At 75.2% G+C, this 22,865-nt stretch carries 23 protein-coding genes; 19 read left to right on the forward strand and 4 right to left on the reverse strand.

Going from position 1 to position 22,865, the window contains the following annotated elements; translation table 11 throughout:
- The first annotated feature begins 11 nt into the window (after positions 1–11).
- The 9 genes from ACF0H8_RS08745 to ACF0H8_RS08785 all read left to right on the forward strand — a co-directional run bounded on the left by ACF0H8_RS08745 (position 12) and on the right by ACF0H8_RS08785 (position 9,556).
- The gene (locus ACF0H8_RS08745; RefSeq protein WP_395288557.1) at positions 12–170 is read left to right on the forward strand and encodes a hypothetical protein; all 159 of its coding nucleotides are present in this window, start codon (positions 12–14) and stop codon (positions 168–170) included.
- A gap of 1 nt (position 171) precedes the next feature.
- Positions 172–1,122, forward strand: a complete 951-nt coding sequence (locus ACF0H8_RS08750) for a TlyA family RNA methyltransferase (protein WP_395288558.1) — start codon at positions 172–174, stop codon at positions 1,120–1,122.
- Positions 1,119–1,958: an NAD kinase gene (locus tag ACF0H8_RS08755; protein ID WP_395288559.1), complete on the forward strand. Its 840-nt coding sequence runs from the start codon at positions 1,119–1,121 to the stop codon at positions 1,956–1,958. The genes ACF0H8_RS08750 and ACF0H8_RS08755 overlap by 4 nt, the downstream gene beginning before the upstream one ends.
- Positions 1,955–3,670: a DNA repair protein RecN gene (gene recN / locus ACF0H8_RS08760; protein WP_395288560.1), complete on the forward strand. Its 1,716-nt coding sequence runs from the start codon at positions 1,955–1,957 to the stop codon at positions 3,668–3,670. Before ACF0H8_RS08755 ends, recN begins: the two co-directional genes overlap by 4 nt.
- A gap of 4 nt (positions 3,671–3,674) precedes the next feature.
- On the forward strand, positions 3,675–4,880 hold the full coding sequence (gene steA, locus ACF0H8_RS08765; protein ID WP_395288561.1) for a putative cytokinetic ring protein SteA: 1,206 nt from the start codon (positions 3,675–3,677) through the stop codon (positions 4,878–4,880).
- A 15-nt stretch (positions 4,881–4,895) separates the two neighbouring features.
- Positions 4,896–5,918 (forward strand): copper transporter, encoded by a 1,023-nt coding sequence (locus ACF0H8_RS08770; RefSeq protein WP_395288562.1) that lies wholly within the window; start codon positions 4,896–4,898, stop codon positions 5,916–5,918.
- Positions 5,915–6,772 carry a hypothetical protein gene (locus ACF0H8_RS08775; protein WP_395288563.1) on the forward strand — a complete coding sequence of 286 codons (858 nt, stop codon included), beginning with the start codon at positions 5,915–5,917 and terminating at the stop codon, positions 6,770–6,772. Before ACF0H8_RS08770 ends, ACF0H8_RS08775 begins: the two co-directional genes overlap by 4 nt.
- A gap of 1 nt (position 6,773) precedes the next feature.
- Entirely contained in the window at positions 6,774–8,411 is a 1,638-nt protein-coding gene (gene murJ / locus ACF0H8_RS08780; RefSeq protein WP_395288564.1) for a murein biosynthesis integral membrane protein MurJ, read from the forward strand.
- A 62-nt stretch (positions 8,412–8,473) separates the two neighbouring features.
- Positions 8,474–9,556, forward strand: coding sequence for a glycosyltransferase family 4 protein (locus tag ACF0H8_RS08785; RefSeq protein ID WP_395288565.1), 1,083 nt, complete (start codon positions 8,474–8,476; stop codon positions 9,554–9,556).
- 80 nt (positions 9,557–9,636) lie between these two features.
- Here ACF0H8_RS08785 and ACF0H8_RS08790 read toward each other — a convergent pair whose 3' ends face one another.
- Complete coding sequence (locus ACF0H8_RS08790) at positions 9,637–10,089, reverse strand: VOC family protein (RefSeq protein WP_395288566.1); 453 nt, start codon at positions 10,087–10,089, stop codon at positions 9,637–9,639.
- Positions 10,090–10,319: 230 nt separating this feature from the next.
- Between ACF0H8_RS08790 and ACF0H8_RS08795 the strand changes: the two genes are divergently transcribed.
- Positions 10,320–12,110, forward strand: coding sequence for a CTP synthase (locus tag ACF0H8_RS08795; protein ID WP_395288567.1), 1,791 nt, complete (start codon positions 10,320–10,322; stop codon positions 12,108–12,110).
- A 2-nt stretch (positions 12,111–12,112) separates the two neighbouring features.
- The gene (locus ACF0H8_RS08800) at positions 12,113–12,766 is read left to right on the forward strand and encodes an NUDIX domain-containing protein (RefSeq protein WP_395290845.1); all 654 of its coding nucleotides are present in this window, start codon (positions 12,113–12,115) and stop codon (positions 12,764–12,766) included.
- A gap of 164 nt (positions 12,767–12,930) precedes the next feature.
- Here the strand turns inward: ACF0H8_RS08800 and ACF0H8_RS08805 are convergent, their stop codons facing one another.
- From ACF0H8_RS08805 to ACF0H8_RS08815, 3 genes are all read right to left on the reverse strand, one after another.
- The gene (locus ACF0H8_RS08805; RefSeq protein ID WP_395288568.1) at positions 12,931–13,944 is read right to left on the reverse strand and encodes a heme A synthase; all 1,014 of its coding nucleotides are present in this window, start codon (positions 13,942–13,944) and stop codon (positions 12,931–12,933) included.
- 92 nt (positions 13,945–14,036) lie between these two features.
- Positions 14,037–14,792: an ABC transporter permease gene (locus ACF0H8_RS08810; RefSeq protein WP_395288569.1), complete on the reverse strand. Its 756-nt coding sequence runs from the start codon at positions 14,790–14,792 to the stop codon at positions 14,037–14,039.
- The gene (locus ACF0H8_RS08815) at positions 14,789–15,808 is read right to left on the reverse strand and encodes an ABC transporter ATP-binding protein (RefSeq protein WP_395288570.1); all 1,020 of its coding nucleotides are present in this window, start codon (positions 15,806–15,808) and stop codon (positions 14,789–14,791) included. The genes ACF0H8_RS08810 and ACF0H8_RS08815 overlap by 4 nt, the downstream gene beginning before the upstream one ends.
- A gap of 238 nt (positions 15,809–16,046) precedes the next feature.
- Between ACF0H8_RS08815 and ACF0H8_RS08820 the strand changes: the two genes are divergently transcribed.
- From ACF0H8_RS08820 to ACF0H8_RS08855, 8 genes are read left to right on the forward strand one after another with little or no spacing between them, the layout of a single operon-like run.
- Positions 16,047–16,841, forward strand: a complete 795-nt coding sequence (locus ACF0H8_RS08820) for a helix-turn-helix transcriptional regulator (protein ID WP_395288571.1) — start codon at positions 16,047–16,049, stop codon at positions 16,839–16,841.
- Between the two features lie 44 nt (positions 16,842–16,885).
- Complete coding sequence (gene sufB / locus ACF0H8_RS08825) at positions 16,886–18,292, forward strand: Fe-S cluster assembly protein SufB (protein WP_395290846.1); 1,407 nt, start codon at positions 16,886–16,888, stop codon at positions 18,290–18,292.
- Positions 18,292–19,506 (forward strand): Fe-S cluster assembly protein SufD, encoded by a 1,215-nt coding sequence (gene sufD / locus ACF0H8_RS08830; protein ID WP_395288572.1) that lies wholly within the window; start codon positions 18,292–18,294, stop codon positions 19,504–19,506. Before sufB ends, sufD begins: the two co-directional genes overlap by 1 nt.
- Positions 19,503–19,850: a non-heme iron oxygenase ferredoxin subunit gene (locus tag ACF0H8_RS08835; protein WP_395288573.1), complete on the forward strand. Its 348-nt coding sequence runs from the start codon at positions 19,503–19,505 to the stop codon at positions 19,848–19,850. The genes sufD and ACF0H8_RS08835 overlap by 4 nt, the downstream gene beginning before the upstream one ends.
- A gap of 44 nt (positions 19,851–19,894) precedes the next feature.
- On the forward strand, positions 19,895–20,653 hold the full coding sequence (sufC, locus tag ACF0H8_RS08840) for a Fe-S cluster assembly ATPase SufC (RefSeq protein WP_395288574.1): 759 nt from the start codon (positions 19,895–19,897) through the stop codon (positions 20,651–20,653).
- An 11-nt stretch (positions 20,654–20,664) separates the two neighbouring features.
- Complete coding sequence (locus ACF0H8_RS08845; protein WP_395288575.1) at positions 20,665–22,011, forward strand: SufS family cysteine desulfurase; 1,347 nt, start codon at positions 20,665–20,667, stop codon at positions 22,009–22,011.
- Positions 22,004–22,507, forward strand: a complete 504-nt coding sequence (gene sufU / locus ACF0H8_RS08850) for a Fe-S cluster assembly sulfur transfer protein SufU (protein ID WP_395288576.1) — start codon at positions 22,004–22,006, stop codon at positions 22,505–22,507. Before ACF0H8_RS08845 ends, sufU begins: the two co-directional genes overlap by 8 nt.
- Positions 22,504–22,854, forward strand: a complete 351-nt coding sequence (locus tag ACF0H8_RS08855; protein ID WP_395288577.1) for a metal-sulfur cluster assembly factor — start codon at positions 22,504–22,506, stop codon at positions 22,852–22,854. The genes sufU and ACF0H8_RS08855 overlap by 4 nt, the downstream gene beginning before the upstream one ends.
- The last annotated feature ends 11 nt before the right edge of the window (positions 22,855–22,865 follow it).

Raw genomic sequence — 22,865 nt, forward strand, 5'->3', positions numbered from 1 at the left:
AGGAGCCGACGATGGACGTGACGCCGGCGGACCTCGCCGCCCGGGCGGATTCGGCGGACCCGCTCGAGCGCCTGGACGACCTCGAGAACATCCCGCTCGGCGAGCAGGTGGCCGTCTTCGAGGCTGTCCACGACCACCTGTCGGCGCGCCTGAAGAGCGCCGAGCACTGACGTGGCGCGCAGGGTCCGTATCGACACCGAGCTGGTCCGCCGAGGGCTGGCCCGGTCGCGCCAGCACGCCGGGGAGCTCCTCGCCGCCGGCCACGTGCTGCTCGACGGGGTGGTCGTGACCAAGCCCGCGCGCCAGGTGGACCCGGCGCAGGCCCTGCGCGTCGACGTCCCCGAGCAGGACGACTTCGTCTCACGCGGGGCGCACAAGCTCGCCGGCGCGCTCGACGCCCTGGGGCCGGACGCCCCGGTGGTCGCCGGCCGCCGCTGCCTCGACGCCGGCGCCTCCACGGGCGGCTTCACGGACGTGCTGCTGCGCCGCGGCGCGGCCCACGTCGTCGCCGTCGACGTCGGCTACGGCCAGCTCGCCTGGTCGTTGCAGACGGACCCGCGGGTCACCGTGCTCGACCGGACCAACGTCCGCACCCTCACGCCCGAGATGGTGGCCCCCGCGCCCGAGCTTGTCGTGGGCGACATGTCCTTCATCTCGCTGACGCTCGTCCTCCCGGCGCTCGCGCGCGCGGCTGCACCCGGTGCCGACCTGCTCCTGATGGTGAAGCCCCAGTTCGAGGTGGGCAAGGAGCGGCTGGGCCACGGCGGCGTCGTGCGGGACCCGGCGCTGCACGTCGAGTCGGTCCTCAAGGTCGCCGCGGCGGCGGCGCAGGAGGGCCTCGACACCTGGGCGGTGGTGCCCAGCCCGCTGCCGGGACCGTCCGGCAACGTCGAGTACTTCGTGGCGCTGCGCCGCGACCACCCGGGCGCCCTGCGGGACGAGGTGCTCGAGGCCGCCGCGGCCGAGGCCGTGCGCACGGGCCCCGCCGGGAGCGCGCCGGGCCCCGCCGGGAGTGCGCCGGGCCCTGCCGGGAGTGCGTCGGGGCCTGCCGGGAGTGCGTCGGGTGCCGCCGCCGACGCCGCGCCCTTACCCAGTTCCGAGCCCCGTCAGGAGAGTGCATGAGCCGACGCATCCTCGTCGTCTGCCACGAGGGACGGCCCGAGGCGGTGAGCGCCGCCGACAAGGTGAGCGAAGACCTGCGGGCGCACGGCATCGAGGCCGTCCGCGACGGCACCGCCGAGAGGGCCGAGCTGGTCATGGTGCTCGGCGGCGACGGCACCATCCTGCGGGCCGCCGAGCTCGCCCGGACCCACGACGTCCCGCTGCTGGGCGTGAACCTCGGGCACGTCGGCTTCCTGGCCGAGGCCGAGCAGGAGGCCCTGCCCTACGTCGTCGACCGCGTGGCGGCCCGGGACTACGCCGTCGAGCAGCGCATGACCCTCGACATCGGGATCATCACCCCAGACGGGCGCGAGCAGCACAGCTGGGCGATCAACGAGGCCGCCGTCGAGAAGGGCGAGCGGGCGCGCATGGTCGAGGTCACCATCGGGGTGGACGGCCGCGGCCTGTCCACCTTCGGCTGCGACGGGCTCATCCTCGCCACCCCCACCGGCTCCACCGCCTACGCCTTCTCGGGCGGCGGACCCGTGGTGTGGCCGGACGTCGAGGCCCTGCTCATCGTGCCGCTCGCGGCCCACGCCCTCTTCGCCCGCCCCATGGTGGTCGGCCCCAGCTCCGTCCTCGAGGTCGAGGTGCTGCCCTACGAGGACCGCAACGCCGTGGTCTGGTGCGACGGCCGCCGGATGCTCGACGCCCCCGCGGGCTCGCGCATCACCGTCGGCCGCGGCGCGCAGCCGGTGCGGCTCGCCCGGCTGGCGCAGGTGCCCTTCTCGGGGCGGCTCGTGGCCAAGTTCGCCCTGCCCGTCCAGGGCTGGCGCGGCATCAGGGAGCGCGCGTGATCGAGCAGGTCCGGATCGAGAACCTGGGGGTGATCGCGGGCGCCGAGCTCGACCTCCACCCCGCGTTCACCGTCATCACCGGCGAGACCGGCGCGGGCAAGACCATGGTCCTCACCAGCCTCGCGCTGCTGCTCGGCGGCAAGGCGGACCCCGCGCTGGTGCGCCACGGCGCCGACCGCGCCGTCGTCGAGGGCGCCTTCGCCGTCCCCGCGGACGGCGCCGTCGCCGCCCGCGCCGAGGAGGCCGGCGCCGCGGTGGAGGACGGCGAGCTGCTGGTGGCGCGCACGCTCCCGGCGTCCGGGCGCTCGCGCGCCCACCTGGGCGGACGCACCGTGCCCACGGGCGTGCTGACGGAGATCGGCGAGCAGCTCGTGACCGTCCACGGCCAGTCCCAGCAGCTCCGGCTGCGCGCCCCGTCCCAGCAGCGCGCCGCCCTGGACGCCTTCGGCGGCCCCGAGCACGCCGCGCTCGTGGCGGGCTACCGCGCCGCGTGGGCCGAGCTCGTCGCCGCCCGCGAGGAGCTCGCCGCGTGGGAGCGCGAGGCGGGCGCCCGCGAGCACGAGATCGCGCTGCTGCGCGCCGGCCTGGAGCAGGTCGACGCCCTGGACCCGCAGCCGGGGGAGGATCACGCCCTGCGCGAGGAGGCGCTGCGGCTGGGCAACGTCGAGGAGCTGCGCACCGCCGCCGGCCTGGCCCACCAGGCCCTGACCGGCGACGTCGACAGCCCCGAGTCGGTGGACGCCACGACCCTCGTCGACACCGCCCGCCGCAGCCTCGAGCAGTCCGCCGACAACGACGCCGCGCTCGGCGGGTGGGCCGCCCGCCTGGCCGAGGCCTCCTACCTGCTCTCCGACGTCGCGACCGAGCTGGCCGGCTACCTCGACTCCCTCGACGCCGACCCGGCGCGCCTGGCCTTCGTGCACGAGCGGCGCGCCGCCCTCGCCGAGCTCACCCGCACGCACGGCCCGGAGGTCGACGACGCCCTCACCTGGGCGGAGCGCGCCCGCGCCCGGCTCGCGTACCTCGACGGCCCCGAGGACACCGCCGCCGCCCTCCGGGAGCGGCTGGCCCGCGCGGAGGCGGCCGTCGCGGAGGCCGGCGCCGCGCTCACCGCGTCCCGCAGGCGCACCGCTGACGCGCTGTCGACGGCCGTCGACGCCGAGCTGGCCGGCCTGGCGATGGCCGGCGCTCACCTGACCGCCCGGCTCACCGAGCTCGACGAGCCGGGCCCGCACGGCGCCGAGGGCGTCGAGCTGCTGCTCGCCTCCCATCCCGGCGCCCCCGCCCGCCCGCTGGGGCAGGGCGCCTCGGGCGGCGAGCTGTCCCGGGTGATGCTCGCCATCGAGGTCGCGCTCGCCGCCGCGGAGCCCGCCGACGGCGAGCTGCGCACCTTCGTCTTCGACGAGGTCGACGCCGGGGTGGGCGGCAAGGCCGCCGTGGAGGTCGGCCGCCGACTGGCGCGCCTGGCCGGCAGCGCGCAGGTCGTGGTGGTGACCCACCTCGCGCAGGTGGCCGCGTTCGCCGACCGGCACCTGGTGGTGAGGAAGAACACCCCCGACGACGACGCGGTTGTCACCGCCACCGACGTCACCACCGTGGAAGGGCGAGATCGCGTGCGGGAGCTGGCCCGGATGCTCTCCGGCCAGGAGGACTCCGACACCGCCCTCCGGCATGCCGCTGAGCTCCTCGAGCGCGCTGGCGTGCAACGATGAGGCGGTGAGTGCCCTCTTCCGACGCCGTCGCGCCGCCGTCGCCAGCCGGCCCGGAACCGCCGGGCCCGCCCGTGTCGACGCCCGCACCAAGAACCTCACCAAGCGGCTGCAGCCCGGCGACGTCGCCGTGATCGACCACGAGGACCTCGACCGCGTCTCCGCGGAGGCGCTCGTGGCGTGCAGGCCCGTCGCGGTGCTCAACGCCGCCCGCTCGACCTCCGGGCGCTACCCGAACCTGGGGCCCGGCATCCTGCTCGAGGCCGGGATCCCCCTCGTGGACGACCTGGGTCCCTCCGTCATGTCCGTGCGGGAGGGCCAGGAGCTCGTCGTGGCCGGCAACGAGGTCCGCTCCGGCGACCAGCTGATCGCCGAGGGCGCCCTCCAGGACGCCGAGACCATCGAGCAGAACATGGCGGCCGCCCGCGAGGGCCTGACCGTCCAGCTCGAGGCGTTCGCCGCGAACACGATGGACTACGTCCAGCGCGAGAAGGAGCTCCTGCTCGACGGCGCGGGCGTGCCCCACGTGCGCACCGAGTTCGAGGGCCGGCACGCGCTGGTGGTGGTGCGCGGGTACCACTACAAGGAGGACCTGGCCATGCTGCGGTCCTACATCCGCGAGTACCGCCCGCTGCTCATCGGCGTCGACGGCGGCGCGGACGCCATCCTCGAGGCCGGCATGACCCCGGACATGATCGTCGGGGACATGGACTCGGTCTCCGACAAGGCGCTGACCTCCGGCGCCGAGATCGTCGTGCACGCCTACCGTGACGGCCGGGCCCCGGGCCGCCGCCGCGTGGAGGACCTCGGCGTCGAGCACGTCGTCTTCCCGGCCACCGGCACGAGCGAGGACGTCGCCATGCTGCTCGCCGACGACCTGGGGGCCGAGCTCATCGTCGCCGTCGGCACGCACGACACCATGATCGAGTTCCTCGACAAGGGCCGCTCCGGCATGGCCTCGACCTTCCTCACCCGGCTGCGGGTGGGCAGCAAGCTCATCGACGCCAAGGGCGTCTCGCGCCTGTACCGCACCAGGATCTCCACCTGGCAGCTGGTGCTGCTGGCCCTGGCGGGGCTCCTCGCGCTGTTCGTCGCGCTGGCCACGACGAACGTGGGGCAGACGACCTTCGGGCTCGCCGGCGCGTGGTTCGACGACCTGGTGAGCACCTTCCGGTCGCTGGTGGGCATCAGCCCCTCGGCGCCGACGACCTGACCGCTGGAGAGAAGATTGATCGACTTCCGTTACCACCTCGTCTCGCTCATCGCGGTGTTCCTGGCGCTGGCCGTCGGGATCGTCCTCGGTGCCGGGCCGCTGCGTGACACCATCGGCGACACCCTCACCGGCCAGGTCGAGGAGCTTCGCGCCGACCGGGACCAGCTGCGGGCCGAGCTCGCGGGCGCCGAGGCGGACGTCACCGAGCGCTCCGCCTACCTCGACGCCTCCGCCCCCGTGCTGCTCGACGGCGCCCTGGCCGGCCGGGACGTCGCCGTGGTGACCCTGCCGGGCACGACCGAGGACGACGTCCAGGAGGTCCGGGACCGGGTCGGGCAGGCCGGCGCCGAGCTCGTCGGCGAGGTGGCCGTGACGGAGGCGTGGACCGATCCGGACAACCGCTCCTTCCGGCAGTCCTTCGCCGGCCAGCTGCTCGGGTACCTCCAGCCCGCCCCGGCCGCCGACGCCGGCATCGAGACCATCTTCGGCCTCGCGCTCGGCCACGCCCTCACCGGCGCCGGCCCGGACGGCGCGCCGACGCCCGACGCCGGCACCCTGCTGGACCTGCTCACCTCCGCCGACGCGCCGCTGGTCACCATCACCACAGAGCCCAGCGCCGCGGCCGACGCGACGATCCTCGTCGGTCCCCGCCCGGCGCCCGTGCCCGCGGAGGGCGAGGAGGACGAGGAGCAGGCCGAGACGGTCGAGGCCGCGCTGACCGGGCACGTCCAGCTGGCCGCCGCCCTGTCGGGCGTCACCGCCTCGGTCACCGTCGGCGCGGCCGCCACGGAGCGGGACCTCGTCTCGGCCGTGCGCGCGGACGACGCGGCCGCCGACTCGACGACGACCGTGGACTCCGTCGGCGAGGTCACCGCCGCCATCTCCGCGCCGCTGGCCCTGGCCGTCGAGCTCTCCGGCGCCACCGACCACTACGGCTTCCAGCAGGGCGCCAACGAGCCGGTCCCGCCCCGCGTGGAGCTCGAGCCCGCGCCCGCCGTGGAGCCCGCCGAGGTGGGTGCCGGCGAGGAGGCCGCGTGAGCCTGCTCGACCTCGCCGTCCCCGCCGCCGTCGGGGCGGCGGCCACCACAGTAGCGACCGCCGTGCTCGAGGGCCGCGCCCCCGGCGGCCGCGGCCGCTGGGACCGGACCAACTTCGCGGGGCGCACCGTCACCCTGCTGGGCGGGGCGGCCGCCGGCGCCGGCGCCACGGCCGCGCCGCTGGTGACCGCGGCGGGCCAGGGCCGCGGCGGGCGCATCGCCACCGCGGCCGCCCTCGCGGCCGGCGCGGGCGCCGCCATGGGCCTCGTCGACGACCTCGGCGAGCGGGACTCGCGCACCAAGGGCCTGCGCGGCCACCTCGGCGCCCTGCGACGCGGGGAGCTGACCACCGGCGCGCTGAAGATCCTGGGCATCGGGGCCGGCGCCCTGGCCGCCGCCGCCGTCGCGACCCCCCGCGGCGCCGCCCCGGCCGTCCGCGCCGCGGAGACCCTCGCCGGCGCGGCGCTCGTGGCCGGCACCGCCAACCTGCACAACCTCTTCGACCTGCGCCCGGGCCGGGCGCTGAAGGTCGCCGCCGTCGTCAGCGCCCCCCTGGCCCTGAGCGCCCCGGCCACCGCGCACGGCACCCTCGCCGCCACCGCGCTCGGCGTGGCCGGCGCCGCGCTGCCGGACGACCTCGCGGAGCGCACGATGCTCGGCGACACCGGCGCCAACGCCGTCGGCGCCCTCGTCGGCACCGCCCTGGCCGCCCACCCCTCGCGCCCGCTGCGCGCCACCGCCCTGGCCGGCCTGGTCGCGCTGACGCTGCTGAGCGAGCGGGTCAGCTTCTCCGGTGTCATCGAGTCCAACGCCGTGCTCCGGCGCCTGGACGCGCTGGGCCGGCGCGCCGGCTGACATGCCCGGCCGGCTGAGGAGCCTGCTGGGCGGCGTGGTCGGCGCCGCCGGGCTGATCGCCGTCGTCACCCTGCTCTCGCGCGGCGTCGGGTTCGTCCGGTGGCTCGTGCAGTCCTGGACGCTCGGCGCCTCCGAGGCCGCGACCGCCTACGAGGCCGCCAACACCGTGCCGAACGTGCTGTTCGAGGTGGCCGCCGGCGGCGCGCTGGCCGGCGCGGTGGTGCCGCTGCTCGGCGCGCCGCTGGCGAGGCACCTGCGCGCCGAGGTCGACCGCACCGCCTCGGCGCTGCTGAGCTGGACGCTGCTCGTGCTCGTCCCGCTCGCCGCGGTCCTCGCCCTCGCCGCCGACCCCGTGGCCGGCCTGCTGCTCGACGAGGACGCCGCGGCCGGGATGCGGGAGCTGGTCGTCACGTTCCTGCGGGTCTTCGCCGTGCAGATCCCCCTGTACGGCCTGGGTGTCGTGCTCTCCGGGGTGCTGCAGGCGCACAAGCGGTTCTTCTGGCCTGCGTTCGCGCCGCTGCTCTCCTCCCTCGTGGTGATCGTCAGCTACCTCGCGTTCGGCGCGCTGGCGGCCGGCCGCCAGGACGACCCTGCGGCGCTGCCCGCGGAGGCGGTCGCCTGGCTGGCCTGGGGCACGACCGCGGGCGTGGCGGCGATGAGCCTGTGCCAGCTCGTGCCGGTGCTGCGCACCGGGGTGCGGCTGCGGCCGGCGCTGCGCTTCCCGCCCGGCGTCGCCCGGCGCGCGCTGCGGCTGGCCGGTGCGGGCATCGGCGCCCTGCTGGCGCAGCAGGCGAGCGTTGCCGTCGTGCTGTACCTCGCGCTGAACTACGGCGAGACGGGGACCATCAACGTCTACCGGTACGCCCAGGCGGTGTACTTCCTGCCCTACGCGGTGCTGGCCGTGCCGCTGTCCACGGCGGTCTTCCCGCGCCTGTCCGAGCGGGCCGGGGCGGGGGACCGGCGCGGCTTCGCCGCCATGGTGGCCGGCTCGACGCGGCTGGTGGTGGCGGCCTCCCTGGTGGGCCTGGCCATGCTGGTCGCCGTGGCGCCGGCCGCAACGGCCGTGTTCTCCCTGCGCGACGAGATGGCCGGCATGACCGCGGGGATCACCTGGTTCGCGCCCGGCATCGTGGGCTACGCCCTGATCTTCCACCTCTCGCGCGCCCTGTACGCGGTGGACCGGGGCCGCGCGGCGGTGGTGGCGACGGCGACCGGCTGGCTCGTGGTCTCGGCGGCCTCCTGGGCCGGGGTGCTGGCGCTGGCGCCGGGCGGCGACGACGGGCCGGCCACCCTCACCGCCCTGGCGGCGGGCTCGTCGGCGGGCATGGTGGTCGCCGGGATCCTGCTGCTCGTCGCGGTGCGCCGCGCCGGCGGGCGTGGCGCGGTGGCGGGGCTGGGCCGGACGCTGGCGGTGGGCGGCGCGGGCGCCGCCGCCGGTGCGGTGGCCGGCCGGTGGACGGTCGACGCCCTGCTCGCGGCGCTGGGCGCGGGCCTGCCGGGCGCCGTCGCGGCCGCCGTCGCCGGTGCGCTCGTGTCCGCCGCGCTGCCGGCACTGGCCGTGCTCGCGCTGGACCGGGGCACCTGGCGCGTCCGGGCCTGGTCGCAGGAGCCCGTGCCGGCGCCCGGGCCGTCGCGCTGAGGCGCGCGCCGGCGGCCGCGGCGAGGACACACCGGGAAGTCACGACGAGGAGAGGGACGCACATGCGGGTGCTGCAGCTGACGGGGTCGAGCGCGGGCGGCGTCGCACGTCACGCCCGGGAGATCAGCACGCTCCTGGCCGAGGCGGGGGACGACGTCGTGCTGGCCGGCCCCGCGGACGTCGTCGCGCCGGTGGCCACCGACCAGGCCGGCGGGCGGGTGCGCACGGCGGTCGTCGACATCGCCGACAGGCCGCGGCCCCAGGACCTCCCCGCCATGGCGGCGCTGCGCCGCCTCGCTGCCGGGGCGGACGTGGTGCACGCCCACGGGCTGCGGGCCGGGGCCCTGGCGGTCCTGGCGCTGCGCGGCCGCCCCGGCCGCCGCCCGCGCCTGGTGGTCACCGTGCACAACCTCACCGTCGGTGGGGCCCGTGTGCGGGTGGTCGCCGCCGTCCTCGAGGCGCTGGTGGCCCGCGGCGCCGACGCCGTCCTGGGGGTCAGCGGTGACCTCGTCGAGCGGATGGGGACCCGCGGCGCCCGGGACGTGGCCCGCGCGCTCGTCCCCGCTCCCGAACGGGCGGCGTCCGGCGCGGCGCCGGCACAGGTGCGCCGTGCCCTGGGCCTGGCGGAGGGGGAGCGGCTGCTCCTGACGGTCGCCCGCCTCGCCCCGCAGAAGGGCCTGGACCTGCTCGTCGACGCCGCCCGCACGCTCGCCGCCGACGCCGGCTGGCGCTGGGTCGTGGTGGGCGACGGGCCGCTGCGCGAGAGCCTCGCGGCGCGCACCCGCGGCCTGCCCGTGATCCTGGCCGGGCGCCGCGACGACGTCCCCGACCTCCTCGCGGCCGCCGACGTCGTCGTCTCCACCGCGACCTGGGAGGGGCAGCCCATCGCGGTGCAGGAGGCGCTGCGCGCCGGCGCCGCACTCGTCGCCACGGACGTGGGCGGCACCCGGGAGGTCACCGGGGACGCCGCCCTCCTGGTGCCGGGCGGGGACGCTCACGCGCTGGCCGCGGCGGTCCGCGAGGCGCTGCGGGACGAGAGCCGCCGCGACGCCCTGCGGGCCGCCGCCCGGCGCCGCGCCGCGGAGCTGCCCGAGCCGGCCGCGGTGCTGGCCCAGCTGCGGGCCGTCTACGCCGGCCGCGCCTAGGCGCACCTCGCGGGTCGCGGCGGGCCGCCGCGAGCGGGTCAGCAGGGACCCGGGCGGGCGTGGGGCCTTCCACCGCGAGGTCAGCCGGCGGACCGTCGTTCCCCCAGCAGCCCGGCGGCCCGCATGATCTGCTCGCCGATCGGGCCGGGGTTGTAGGCCACCTCCCAGCGGTAGCCGTCCGGGTCGGCGAAGTAGCCGGACCGGCCGCCCCAGTCACGGTCCTCCGCCGCGGCGAGAAGGGTGGCCCCGGCCGAGACCGCCTCGGCGAGGACGGAGTCGACCTCCTCGGGCGTCGGCACGTTGTGCGAGAGCGTCACCGGGGCCGTGCCGGGCTCGCGGTTCAGCCGCCCGGCCTCCGCCTCGAAGGCGTCCGCCCGCCACAGCGACAGCACGATCGTCGGTGCCATCCGGAAGAAGACGACCTCGCCCTCGGCCTCGAAGGCCGGCTCCCAGCCGAGCCCCTCGGCGTAGAACCGGCGGGAGGCGGACGGGTCCGGCACCGCCAGGGTGATGAAGTTCAGTCGCTGGTCCACGACGGCGACCGTAGCCCCGCACCGGTCCCGCGGCGCGCCGGTCGCCGGGGCCACGCCGGGCCGGCCGGGCCGGCGCGAGGCCCTCGAAGGGCCGGGCGCCTTCCGTCCGTAGCGCACCCGGCGCGGCGGGCGGCCCGAACACGCCGGGCCGGCGCCGGTGGCTGATCGCACACCGCACGTGCGAGCCGGGCACGGGCGTGTCGCGGTGCCGGCTGCTAGGGTCGAAGTCCGTGGTCAACCAACCGAGCCGGCTGCCCGGCAACCAGGCCAGCATCCCCCGCCAGATCTTCGTCACCGGCGGCGTCGTGAGCTCCCTGGGGAAGGGGTTGACGGCGTCCAGCCTCGGCCACCTCCTCCGCGCCAGGGGCCTGCGGGTCGTCATGCAGAAGCTCGACCCGTACATCAACGTCGACCCGGGCACGATGAACCCGTTCCAGCACGGCGAGGTGTTCGTCACCGACGACGGCACGGAGACCGACCTGGACATCGGCCACTACGAGCGCTTCCTGGACGTCGAGCTGTCCGGCAAGGCGAACGCGACCACCGGCCAGGTCTACTCCACCGTCATCGCCAAGGAGCGGCGAGGGGAGTACCTCGGCGACACCGTCCAGGTCATCCCGCACATCACCGACGAGATCAAGGCGCGCATGCGCGCGCAGGCCGAGCCGGTGGGCGGCGAGGAGCCGCCGGACGTCATCATCACCGAGATCGGCGGCACGGTCGGCGACATCGAGTCGCTGCCCTTCCTCGAGGCCGCCCGGCAGGTCCGCCAGGACCTCGGCCGCGACAACGTCTTCTTCCTGCACGTCTCCCTCGTGCCCTACATCGCGGCCAGCGGAGAGCTCAAGACCAAGCCGACGCAGCACTCCGTCGCGGAGCTGCGCTCCATCGGCATCCAGCCCGACGCCATCGTGTGCCGCTCCGAGCGGGAGCTGCCCGAGAGCGTCAAGGCCAAGATCGCGTCCATGTGCGACGTCGACCGCGAGGCCGTCGTCATGTGCCAGGACGCGCCGAGCATCTACGAGATCCCGGCCGTGCTGCACGCCGAGGGCCTGGACGCCTACGTGGTGCGCCGGCTCTCGCTGAGCTTCCGGGACGTCGACTGGACGGTCTGGGACCGCCTCCTGGAGCGTGTGCGCCATCCCAAGGACTTCGTCGAGGTCGCCCTCGTCGGCAAGTACATCGACCTGCCCGACGCCTACCTCTCCGTCACCGAGGCGCTGCGCGCCGGCGGCTTCCACCACCGCGCCCGGGTGAAGATCCGCTGGGTCGCCTCGGACACCTGCCAGACCCCCGAGGGGGCCCGCAAGGCGCTCGAGGGCGTCGACGCGGTGCTCGTGCCCGGTGGGTTCGGCGTGCGCGGCATCGAGGGCAAGCTCGGCGCGCTGCGCCACGCCCGCGAGAACCAGGTCCCGACCCTGGGCATCTGCCTCGGCCTGCAGTGCATGGTCATCGAGGCCGCCCGCAACCTGCTCGGCCTCGGCCAGGCCAGCTCCACCGAGTTCGACCCCGCCACTCCCGACCCCGTCGTGGCCACCATGGAGGAGCAGCTCGCGATCGTCGGCGGTGAGGGCGACCTGGGCGGCACCATGCGCCTCGGCCGCTACGAGACCGTCCTGGAGGCCGGCTCCCTCGCGGCCGAGGTCTACGGCGCCGAGCGCGTCACCGAGCGGCACCGCCACCGCTACGAGGTCAACAACTCCTACCGCGAGGTTCTCGACGGCGTCGGGCTGAGGATCTCCGGCCGCTCGCCCGACTCGAGCCTGGTGGAGTTCGTCGAGCTCGACCGCGAGCTGCACCCGTACTACATCGCCACCCAGGCGCACCCGGAGTTCAAGTCCCGGCCCACCCGCGCCCACCCGCTCTTCGCCGGCCTCGTGGGCGCCGCGCTGGAGCGGCAGCGCTCCACCCGGCTGCTGGACATCGAGGAGCCGGAGACCGTCGGCCTCGAGCACGCCGAGCCGGTGGCCGCGGCGGCCGCCGCCGAGAACGGGCGCCGCGAGGCCGGGGCCGAGGAGTGAGCCTGGGCGACGGCGACCCCGCCGGCGCCGGTCCGGCCGACGCCAAGGACCCTTCCCGCGAGGTGGTCAGCACCCGGACGCTGCACGAGGGCCGGGTGTTCGACGTGCTCGCCGAGGAGGTGCGGCTCGACCCGCAGGACGGCGCCCCCGTCCTGCGCGAGTACGTCCACCATCCCGGGGCGGTCGCGATCGTGGCCCTGCGGGAGACGGACGCGGGGGAGGAGGTGCTGCTCCTCCAGCAGTACCGTCACCCCGTGCGCGCCCTCCTCTGGGAGGTGCCGGCCGGCCTGCTCGACGTCGACGGCGAGGACTACGTCGCCGCCGCCGCCCGCGAGCTGTACGAGGAGGCCGACCTGCGCGCCGGCCGCTGGGACGTGCTGGTGGACTACTTCACCTCGCCGGGCGGCTCCGACGAGTCCCTGCGCGTCTACCTCGCCCGCGACCTCACCGACGTCGACGGTGACGAGCGGCACGAGCGGGAGGACGAGGAGCGCGACATGCCCACGGTCTGGGTCCCGCTGGACGCGGCCGTCGCGGCCGTCCACGCCGGCCGGGTGCACAACCCCAGCGCCGTCGTCGGGATCCTCGCGGCCTTCAGCGCCCGCGCGCATGGGTGGGCGACCCTGCGCCCCGCCGACGCGGAGTGGATGCGCTGACGTCATCCGGCCCCGGTCGGGGCCGACGCGACGCAGCCCTCAGCATGCTGACCGCGGCCGCGTCGTGTGATGCGCGCGAGGATGGGCCACCCGGAAGGTGACCGGGTCCCGTGGCCCCCACCTCGCGGGGCGAGGTCGCCGGCGCTCGACCGGGTCCGGTGGCGTCAGTGCGCGGGGACGAGCTCGTCGCGGATGTAGAAGGCGCTGCAGGCGTAGGTTGCGGCGACGACCACCAGCGCGGCGCCCAGCATGTGCAGGCCGACCAGCAGCTCGGGCAGCCCGAGGACGTGCTGCGTGTACCCGATGACGCCCTCGAGGGCGAGGACGGCGAGGAACCACGGCCAGGCGCGGCGGGCCCGGTCCAGGCGGCGGTCGCCACGGGAACGGCCCAGCACCACGGCCGCGGCCACCGCGACGATCACGAGCAGCCAGACGGATCCCGAGTGCAGCTTCGTGACGGTCAGCGGGTCGAGCGCGTAGCGGAAGGCGGCGTCCTCGTCGCCCGAGTGCGGGCCGGCGCCGGTGACGACCGTGCCGAGCGCGACCACCGCCGCCACCAGCGCGGCGAGCACCCAGGGCAGCTGCCGCAGCGCCGGGGGCGCGAGGCGCTCGACGGGCCCGTCGCCCTGGCGCAGCCGCACCAGGAGGTAGGTGGAGAGCGCCACGAGCGCCAGCGAGATGAGCATGTGCGAGCCGACGACGGCCGGATGCAGGTCCACCCACACGGTGATGCCGCCGACGACCGCCTGCAGGGCGATGCCCACCAGCGGCAGCCACGCCAGGCGCCGTAGCGCCGCGGGCCGGGAGGCGGTGGGCTGGCGCCGGTACACCGCCCACAGCAGCGCCACCGCGATGACGCCGAGGACCCCGGTGAGGGTGCGGTTGCCGAACTCGATGTAGGGGTGGATCGAGGTGGCCTCGTGGAACACGGGCGTGAACGACCCCGGCTCACACATCGGCCAGGTGGAGCAGCCCAGGCCGGAGCCCGTCAGCCGCACGGCGCCGCCGGTGACGATGATGCCGACCTGCGCCGCGAGGTTCGCCACGGCCAGCGCCCAGGTGAGCCGGTCCACCCGCGGCGGGGCGGGGGCGAGGGGGGCGCCGCCGCCGGGGCTGGCGCCCTCGTCGGTCGCCGCGCGGGCGCCGTCGTCGGGACGGCTGTTCGTCGTCGTGCTCACCGCACCAGGGTACGTGGGCCGGTGCCGGCGCCAGGACCGTCGGGGCGTGCCGGGGGTGCCCTCCCGGCGTGGGGTGCCGTGCCCGGCCCCGGTCAGTCCCAGCGGAAGAACCGCGCGGCCAGCCAGGAGCCGCCGGCCGCCCACACGGCCAGGACCGCCACGGCGCCCAGGTCCAGCCCGCCGCCCGTGGCCAGCGTGCGCAGGCCCTCGCCCAGGGCACCCGGGGGCAGCAGGAACACGACCGCGGCCAGCGGCTCGGGCAGGGTGCCCAGTGGCACCACCAGCCCGCCGCCGGCGAGCATGAGCACCCACAGCAGGTTGGCCACGGCGAGGACCGCCTCGGGACGCAGCGTGCCCCCGACCAGCAGCGCCAGCGCCACGAACGCCGCGGCACCGAGCAGCACGAGCAGCAGCGACCCGGCCGCCGCCCCGATGCCGGCGCCCTCGCCGCGCCATCCCAGCCCCAGCGCGACCGCGACCAGCACGACGGCCTGCACGGCGAGCACGCAGAGCACGGCCCCGAGCTTTCCGGCCAGCAGGCCGCGCGGCCCCAGCGGGGTGGTGGCGAGCATCCGCAGCACGCCCCAGCGACGGTCGAAGGCCACCGCGATCGCCTGGGAGGTGAACGCCGTGGAGGCGACCGCCAGGGCCAGCACCCCGGCGAGCGCCGCGGGGGCGCGGGTGGCCCCGGGCAGGGGCACCACATCGGTGCGCACCAGCAGCACCAGCGCGATCACCGGCAGGATGAACGTCAGCAGCAGCTGCTCGCCGTTGCGCAGCACGGCGGCGGTCTCGAACCCCGTCTGCGCGAGGACCCGGCGGGCGCCGGGGCGCGTCGTCGTGCTCAACTCTCCTCCTCGTCGGCCGTGCGCAGATCGCGCCCGGTGAGGTCCAGGAACGTGTCCTCCAGCGTCCGGCGGTGCAGCCCGACCCGGGCGCCGGCGTGCCCCGCCGCGGCGAGCGCGGTCGAGACGACGGCGAGCGTCCCGGCGTCGACGTCGTCCTGGGTGAGCACCTCCACGGCCCCCTGCCGGGTCACCACGGCGAGGTCGGCGCGGCCGGCGGCGTCCAGGCCCGCGCGGAGCGCGGCCTCCAGCTCGGCGGGTCCCGCCCCCGGTGGCGGGTCGACCCGTACCCGCGCCCCGCCCGTCAGGGCCGACGGCGTCCCCTCCGCGACCACGGCGCCGCGGTCGATCACCACGACGTGGTCCGCCAGCTCCTCGGCCTCCCGCATCAGATGGGTGGTCAGCACGATCGACGTGCCGCCTGCGCGCAGCTCGCGCAGCAGGTCCCACACCGCCAGCCGGGCCTGCGGGTCCAGCCCCGCGGACGGTTCGTCGAGGAAGACCAGCTCGGGCCGGCCGATGATGGCGCCCGCCAGGGCGAGGCGCTGACGCTGGCCGCCGGACAGCCGCCGCACCGGGGTGCGGGCGACGTCGGCCAGCCCCAGCCGGTCGAGCAGCGCGCCGGGGTCGAGCGGGTCGGCGTGCAGCCGCGACAGGTGCGTGAGGACCGCGCCGGCGCGAGGCGCCATGGGAAGGCCGCCGTCCTGCAGCATCACCCCGACCCGCTCGCGCAGCCGGGCGTCGGCGCCCGGGGCAGCCCGGTCGAGGCCGAGGACCTCCACGGTGCCGCCGTCGGGGCGGCGCAGGCCCTCGCAGCACTCCACGGTGGTGGTCTTGCCCGCACCGTTCGGCCCGAGGACGGCCGTCAGCTCGCCACGCCCGGCGTCGAAGGACAATCCGCGCACCACCTCGCGGGCGCCGTAGCTCTTGCGCAGCCCGCGCACGGCCAGCGCCGGGGTCGCCCGCCGGTCTGTCGGTGCCGGGTGGGACCCTGCTCGGGACGAGGGGAGGACGCGCACCCCGACAGCGTAGGTGGCGCGCGGGGGTGCCCCGGTGCAGGTGGGCCCACGCACCCGCCGCCGCGGGCCTCCCACGGCCCCGCGGGTGGGCGGCCTCACAGCCGGGTGAGGGTGACCTTCCTTGCCGGGAAGGTTTTTGGGCACGACAATGTTTCCTAATGACTGGGGCGGAACGGCCCAGACACCCTGCGGGCGGCGCCCGCAAGCACGAGACGAGTTTCGAGGGAGGTCCACGCCCATGAGCACCTCCGAGGCGACGACCGCCCGCCGCCGCGACCTCGACGAGTCCGGCACCCGTGAGCGCGTGCTGGAGCTGATCGTCGAGCGCGGGCCCGTCAGCGCGGGCACGCTCGCGCAGGTCCTCGAGCTCACCCCGGCCGCGGTGCGGCGCCACACGGCGCACCTGGAGGAGTCGGGCGAGATCGTCGTCCACGAGCCCGCCGGCGGCGGGACGCGCGGGCGGGGGCGCCCCGCCCGGCACTACGTGGCCACCGACGCGGGCCGCGCGGTGCTCAGCGACGCCTACTCCGACCTGGCCACCCACGCCCTGGAGTTCCTCCGCGACGTCGCCGGCGCCGACGCGCTGGAGGCGTTCGCCGACTCCCGGGTGGGGGAGCTCGAGCGGCGGTACGCCCCGCTGCTGGAGCAGGCCGGGCCCGTCCCGGCGGCCCGGGCGCGCGCCCTGGCCACGGCGCTCGCGGCGGACGGGTACGCCGCGACCACCCGCGCGGTGGGGCCCAAGGGCTTCGCGCTGCAGCTGTGCCAGGGGCACTGCCCGGTGCAGCAGGTCGCCGAGGCCTTCCCCCAGCTGTGCGAGGCCGAGACGCAGGCCTTCTCCCGCCTCCTGGGCGTGCACGTGCAGCGCCTGGCCACGCTCGCCACCGGCGGGCACGTGTGCACCACGCACATCCCGCTGTCGGCCGTGCCGACGCCGATGACCACTGCCGGCGCGCCCCGTTCCGCGGCCGGCCCCGCCCCGACGTCCTCCCAGACCACCACGCCGCCCGCGGGCGGCGTCACGGAAGGAAACTGATGACAAGTCCCACCCAGCAGGAGGTCAAGGCGCCCGACGCGCCCATGACCCAGGACGAGACGATCGCCTCGATCGGCAGCTACAACTACGGCTGGCACGACCCGGACGTCGCGGGCGCCAACGCCCGCCGCGGCCTGGACGGCGACGTGGTGCGGAACATCTCGGCCCTGAAGAACGAGCCGGAGTGGATGCTCAAGCGCCGGCTCAAGGCGCTGAACCTCTTCGACAAGAAGCCCATGCCGCACTGGGGCGCCGACCTGTCGGGCATCGACTTCGACACGATCAAGTACTTCGTGCGCTCCACCGAGAAGCAGGCCACGAGCTGGGAAGAGCTCCCCGAGGACATCAAGAACACCTACGACAGGCTGGGCATCCCGGAGGCGGAGAAGCAGCGCCTCGTCGCGGGCGTCGCCGCCCAGTACGAGTCCGAGGTGGTCTACCACCAGATCCGCGAGGACCTCGAGCGTCAGGGTGTCATCTTCCTCGACACCGACACGGGCCTGCGGGAGCACCCGGAGATCTTCGAGGAGTACTTCGGCTCGGTCATCCCCGCCGGGGACAACAAGTTCGCCTCGCTGAACACCGCCGTGTGGTCCGGCGGCTCCTTCGTCTACGTCCCCAAGGGCGTGCACGTGGAGATCCCGCTGCAGGCGTACTTCCGCATCAACACCGAGAACATGGGCCAGTTCGAGCGGACGCTGATCATCGCCGACGAGGGCTCCTACGTGCACTACGTCGAGGGCTGCACCGCCCCGATCTACCAGTCCGACTCGCTGCACTCGGCCGTCGTGGAGATCATCGTCAAGAAGGACGCCCGCGTCCGGTACACGACGATCCAGAACTGGTCGAACAACGTCTACAACCTGGTGACCAAGCGCGCCACGGTCGAGACCGGCGGCACCATGGAGTGGATCGACGGCAACATCGGCTCCAAGGTCACCATGAAGTACCCGGCCGTGTACCTGATGGGCGAGCACGCCCGCGGCGAGACGCTGTCCATCGCCTTCGCGGGCGAGGGCCAGCACCAGGACACCGGCTCGAAGATGGTGCACCTGGCCCCGAACACCTCCTCCTCGATCGTCTCGAAGTCGGTGGCGCGCGGCGGCGGCCGGGCGTCCTACCGCGGCCTGGTCCAGGTGCTGGAGGGCGCCACGCACAGCAAGTCGAACGTGCTGTGCGACGCGCTGCTCGTGGACCAGATCTCGCGCTCGGACACCTACCCGTACGTGGACGTGCGCGTCGACGACGTCGAGATGGGCCACGAGGCCACCGTCTCGAAGGTGAGCGAGGACCAGCTGTTCTACCTCATGTCGCGCGGCATGCCGGAGACCGAGGCCATGGCGATGATCGTCCGCGGCTTCGTCGAGCCCATCGCGCGTGAGCTGCCGATGGAGTACGCCCTCGAGCTCAACAGACTGATCGAGCTGCAGATGGAAGGGGCCGTCGGCTGATGACCGCCACCACCAACATGTCCACCGACCACAGCCGCGCCACCGCCGATGCCGCCCACACCCACGGCGGTGGCTCGGTGCCGGAGGCCTCCCGCGCCGACCGCGCGACGTCCTTCGAGCTGACCGACTTCCCGGTCCCCACGGGCCGGGAGGAGGACTGGCGTTTCTCCCCGGTGGACCGGCTCCAGCGGCTCTTCGCCGGTGACCTCACCGGCACCGGCCCGGCCGTGACGGTCGAGACCGACGACGCGGTGCGCGTCGAGCGCGTCGGGCGCGACGACGCCCGCCTGGGCAGGATCGGCGCGCCGGGCGACCGCGTCTCCGCCGCCGCGTGGCAGTCCTTCGGCGAGGCGCTCGTGGTGACCGTGCCGCAGGGCCACGTCGGCCAGCGGCACACCATGATCGCCATCAACGGCGACGAGGCCTCCGCCGCCGCACCCGCGGCCCAGCACGTGCTGGTCGTGGCCGAGGACCTCAGCGAGTCCCTCGTGGTCCTGGACCACCGCGGCGCCGCCGAGGTCGCCCAGACCGTCGAGATCGACGTCCGGGACGGCGCCCACCTCACGCTGGTGTCGGTCCAGGACTGGGAGAGCGGCGCCGTGCACGTGGGTAACCACCGCATCCGCCTGGGCCGCGACGCGCACCTGAAGCACATCGTGGTCACGCTCGGTGGCGACATCGTCCGCCTGACCCCCGACGTCGCGTTCACTGCCCCGGGCGGGGACGTCGAGCTGCTCGGCCTGTACTTCACCGACGCCGGCCAGCACCAGGAGCACCGGCTGTTCGTGGACCACGCGGTGCCCAGCTGCAAGTCCCGCGCGACCTACAAGGGCGCCCTGCAGGGCGCCGGCGCGCACTCCGTGTGGGTCGGCGACGTGCTCATCCGCCACGAGGCCGAGGGCACCGACACCTACGAGCTCAACCGCAACCTCGTGCTGACCGAGGGCGCCCGCGCCGACTCCGTGCCCAACCTGGAGATCGAGACCGGCGAGATCGAGGGCGCCGGGCACGCCTCCGCCACGGGCCGGTTCGACGACGAGCAGCTGTTCTACCTGCGCTCGCGCGGCATCCCCGAGGCGGAGGCCCGCCGGCTGGTGGTGCGCGGCTTCTTCGCCGAGCTCATCAACCAGATCGGCGTCCCGCTGGTCCAGGAGCGCCTCATGGAGGCCATCGAGCTCGAGCTGAGCAGGACCATGGAGGCCCCGGCCCGATGACCGCCCAGCACGCCTGCGACACCGCCGACCTCGAGCCCGGCGAGGCCATGCGCCTCGACCTCGAGGCCGCGGACGGATCGCCCCTGCCCGTCGCGCTGGTGCGCGACGAGGACGGGGAGTTCCACGCCCTCTCGGACATCTGCTCCCACGGGCAGGTGAGCCTGTCGGACGGCGAGGTCGAGGGCTGCACCGTCGAGTGCTGGCTGCACGGGTCCACCTTCGACCTGCGGACCGGCAGGCCGCTCAGCCTGCCCGCCACCCAGCCCGTTCCCGTCTACCCCGTGACCGTGGACGGGGAGCGCGTCCTGGTCGACGTCGACGCCACCGCCGACGTCCCCGGCTGACGCCCCCCGCACCGCACCCTCAGACCCAGGAAGAGAAGGACCAGATGTCCACCCTTGAGATCAAGAACCTCCACGTCAGCGTCGAGACCAACGACGGCCCGAAGCCGATCCTGCGCGGCGTGGACCTGACCATCCGCTCCGGCGAGATCCACGCCATCATGGGCCCGAACGGCTCCGGCAAGTCCACCCTGGCCTACTCCATCGCCGGGCACCCGAAGTACACCGTCACCGACGGCGAGGTGCTCCTCGACGGCGAGAACGTCCTGGAGATGAGCGTCGACGAGCGCGCCCGCGCCGGCCTGTTCCTGGCCATGCAGTACCCGGTCGAGGTCCCCGGCGTGACGGTGTCGAACTTCCTGCGCACCGCCAAGACCGCCATCTCCGGCGAGGCCCCCGCGCTGCGCAAGTGGGTCGGCGACGTCAAGGACGCCATGACCAAGCTGCGCATGGACCCCGAGTTCGCCCAGCGCGACGTCAACCACGGCTTCTCCGGCGGCGAGAAGAAGCGCCACGAGATCCTCCAGATGGAGCTGCTCCAGCCCAAGTTCGCGGTGCTGGACGAGACCGACTCCGGCCTGGACGTCGACGCGCTGCGCATCGTCTCCGAGGGCGTCAACCGCGTGCACGGGGCCACCGGCCTGGGCGTCATGCTGATCACGCACTACACCCGGATCCTGAAGTACATCCAGCCCGACTTCGTCCACGTCTTCGTCGACGGCCGGGTCGCCGACCAGGGCGGCCGCGAGCTCGCCGACCGGCTCGAGGACGAGGGCTACGACCGCTACCTGACCGCCACGGTCTGAGAGGTACCCGCATGACTGCTGCCGGAACGTCCTCCGCGGTGGCCGGCGTCGCCGCGCTGGCCGCCGGCCCCGCCCGCTCACTGAGCGCGGCGGAGCTGGCGGCCGTGCGCGCCGACTTCCCGCTGCTGGGACGCACCGTGCGTGACGGCCGGCCGCTGGTCTACCTCGACTCCGCCGCCACCTCGCAGAAGCCCCAGTGCGTCATCGACGCCGAGGTGGAGTTCTACGAGCGCACCAACGCCGCCGTGCACCGCGGCGCCCACGCCCTCGCCGAGGAGGCCACCGAGGCCTACGAGGCGGCCCGTGCCGCCGTCGCCCGCTTCGTAGGGGTGGACGAGGACGAGGTGGTCTGGACCAAGAACGCCACCGAGGGCATCAACCTCGTCACGTACGCCATGTCCAACGCCTCGCTCGGCCGCGGCGACGACCGCGCCCGCGAGCTGTTCGGGCTCGGCCCCGGCGACGAGGTCGTGGTGACCGAGGCGGAGCACCACGCCAACCTGGTGCCGTGGCAGGAGCTGTGCGCCCGCACGGGCGCGACCCTGCGGTGGATCGGCCTGACCGACGAGGGGCGGCTGGACCCGGAGACCTTTTCCGTCATCACCGAGCGCACCCGCGTCGTCGCGCTGACCCACGCCTCCAACGTCACCGGGGCGCTGAGCCCGGTGGCCGACGTCGTCGCGCTGGCCCGCCGCGCGGGCGCCCTGGTGGTGCTGGACGCCTGCCAGTCGGTCCCGCACCTGCCCGTGGACCTGCGGGCCCTGGACGTGGACCTCGCCGCGTTCTCGGGCCACAAGATGCTCGGCCCCACCGGCATCGGCGTGCTCTACGGCAAGCGGGACCTGCTCGCGGCCATGCCGCCGTTCCTCACGGGCGGGTCCATGGTGCAGGTCGTGACCATGGAGTCGACCACCTACGCCGCGCCGCCCGCCCGCTTCGAGGCCGGCACGCAGATGGTCGCGCAGGCCGTGGGCCTGCGCGCCGCCGCGGACTACCTCGGCGAGCTCGGGATGGACGCCGTCGCCGCGCACGAGGCGGAGCTGACCCGGCTGCTGCTCGACGGCCTCGCGTCGGTTCCCGGCGTCCGGGTGCTCGGGCCGGCCGACCCGGCCGACCGCCTAGCCGTGGTGGCGTTCGCGGTCGACGGCGTGCACCCGCACGACGTCGGGCAGGTGCTGGACGACGACGGGATCGCCGTCCGGGTGGGGCACCACTGCGCCCAGCCCGTGCACCGGCGCCTGGGCGTGCAGTCCTCCGCCCGCGCCTCGGCCGGGCTGTACACCACCGCCGAGGAGATCGAGATCTTCGTCGACAGGCTCGGCGGGGTGCGGAAGTTCTTCGGGGTGGACCATGGCTGACGCGCTGCAGCAGATGTACCAGCAGGTGATCCTCGACCACGCGCGCGAGCGCCACGGGGCGGGGGAGATCGACCCGTTCGACGGGGAGTCCTTCCAGGTCAACCCGACGTGCGGGGACCAGGTGACCCTCCGGGTCCGGCTCGACCACTCCGCCGGCCGCCCGCGCGTGGCGCAGGTCGGGTGGGTCGGCCAGGGCTGCTCGATCTCGCAGGCCTCCCTGTCCGTGCTCAACGACCTGGTCACGGACAGGGACATCGCCGACGTCGACCACCTCAACGAGACCTTCCGCGAGCTGATGCACGGCCGCGGCAAGGAGCTCGAGCCCGACCGCTCGGATGAGCTCGAGGACGCCACCGCCTTCGTGGGCGTGGCAAGGTTCCCCGCGCGCATCAAGTGCGCGTTGCTGGGCTGGATGGCCCTGCGCGACGCCCTCGCCCACGCCCTGACGGCGGAGCCGTCCGGGCCCGCCCCCGCCGACCCCAAGGAGATCGCATGAGCGAGACCACCAACCCGCCGACGGCGACCAACCCGTCCCCGACCACGGCGGCGGACGTCGAGGAGGCGATGCGCGACGTCATCGACCCCGAGCTGGGGATCAACGTCGTCGACCTCGGCCTCATCTACGGCATCACCGTGGACCAGAACAACGAGGCCGTGGTGGACATGACGCTCACCTCGGCGGCCTGCCCGCTGACCGACGTCATCGAGGACCAGGCGTCGATCGCGCTCGAGGGCCTCGTCTCCGGCGTGCGCATCAACTGGGTGTGGATGCCGCCGTGGGGCCCGGAGAAGATCACCCCCATGGGCCGCGAGCAGCTGCGCGCCCTCGGGTTCAACGTCTGAGCCGCGCCCCG

It is taken from the genome of Georgenia sp. AZ-5, from assembly GCF_043952095.1.
Taxonomy (GTDB): Bacteria; Actinomycetota; Actinomycetes; order Actinomycetales; family Actinomycetaceae; genus Georgenia.

Excerpts from the sequence above, each read along its gene's own strand:
- ACF0H8_RS08755 (WP_395288559.1), top strand. The coding sequence starts at position 1,119 with ATGAGCCGACGCATCCTCGTCGTCTGCCACGAGGGACGGCCCGAGGCG.
- ACF0H8_RS08835 (WP_395288573.1), top strand. The coding sequence starts at position 19,503 with ATGACCGCCCAGCACGCCTGCGACACCGCCGACCTCGAGCCCGGCGAG.
- sufU (WP_395288576.1), top strand. The coding sequence starts at position 22,004 with ATGGCTGACGCGCTGCAGCAGATGTACCAGCAGGTGATCCTCGACCAC.
- sufC (WP_395288574.1), top strand. The coding sequence starts at position 19,895 with ATGTCCACCCTTGAGATCAAGAACCTCCACGTCAGCGTCGAGACCAAC.
- ACF0H8_RS08745 (WP_395288557.1), top strand. The coding sequence starts at position 12 with ATGGACGTGACGCCGGCGGACCTCGCCGCCCGGGCGGATTCGGCGGAC.
- murJ (WP_395288564.1), top strand. The coding sequence starts at position 6,774 with ATGCCCGGCCGGCTGAGGAGCCTGCTGGGCGGCGTGGTCGGCGCCGCC.
- ACF0H8_RS08845 (WP_395288575.1), top strand. The coding sequence starts at position 20,665 with ATGACTGCTGCCGGAACGTCCTCCGCGGTGGCCGGCGTCGCCGCGCTG.
- ACF0H8_RS08820 (WP_395288571.1), top strand. The coding sequence starts at position 16,047 with ATGAGCACCTCCGAGGCGACGACCGCCCGCCGCCGCGACCTCGACGAG.
- sufB (WP_395290846.1), top strand. The coding sequence starts at position 16,886 with ATGACCCAGGACGAGACGATCGCCTCGATCGGCAGCTACAACTACGGC.
- ACF0H8_RS08855 (WP_395288577.1), top strand. The coding sequence starts at position 22,504 with ATGAGCGAGACCACCAACCCGCCGACGGCGACCAACCCGTCCCCGACC.
- sufD (WP_395288572.1), top strand. The coding sequence starts at position 18,292 with ATGACCGCCACCACCAACATGTCCACCGACCACAGCCGCGCCACCGCC.
- ACF0H8_RS08785 (WP_395288565.1), top strand. The coding sequence starts at position 8,474 with ATGCGGGTGCTGCAGCTGACGGGGTCGAGCGCGGGCGGCGTCGCACGT.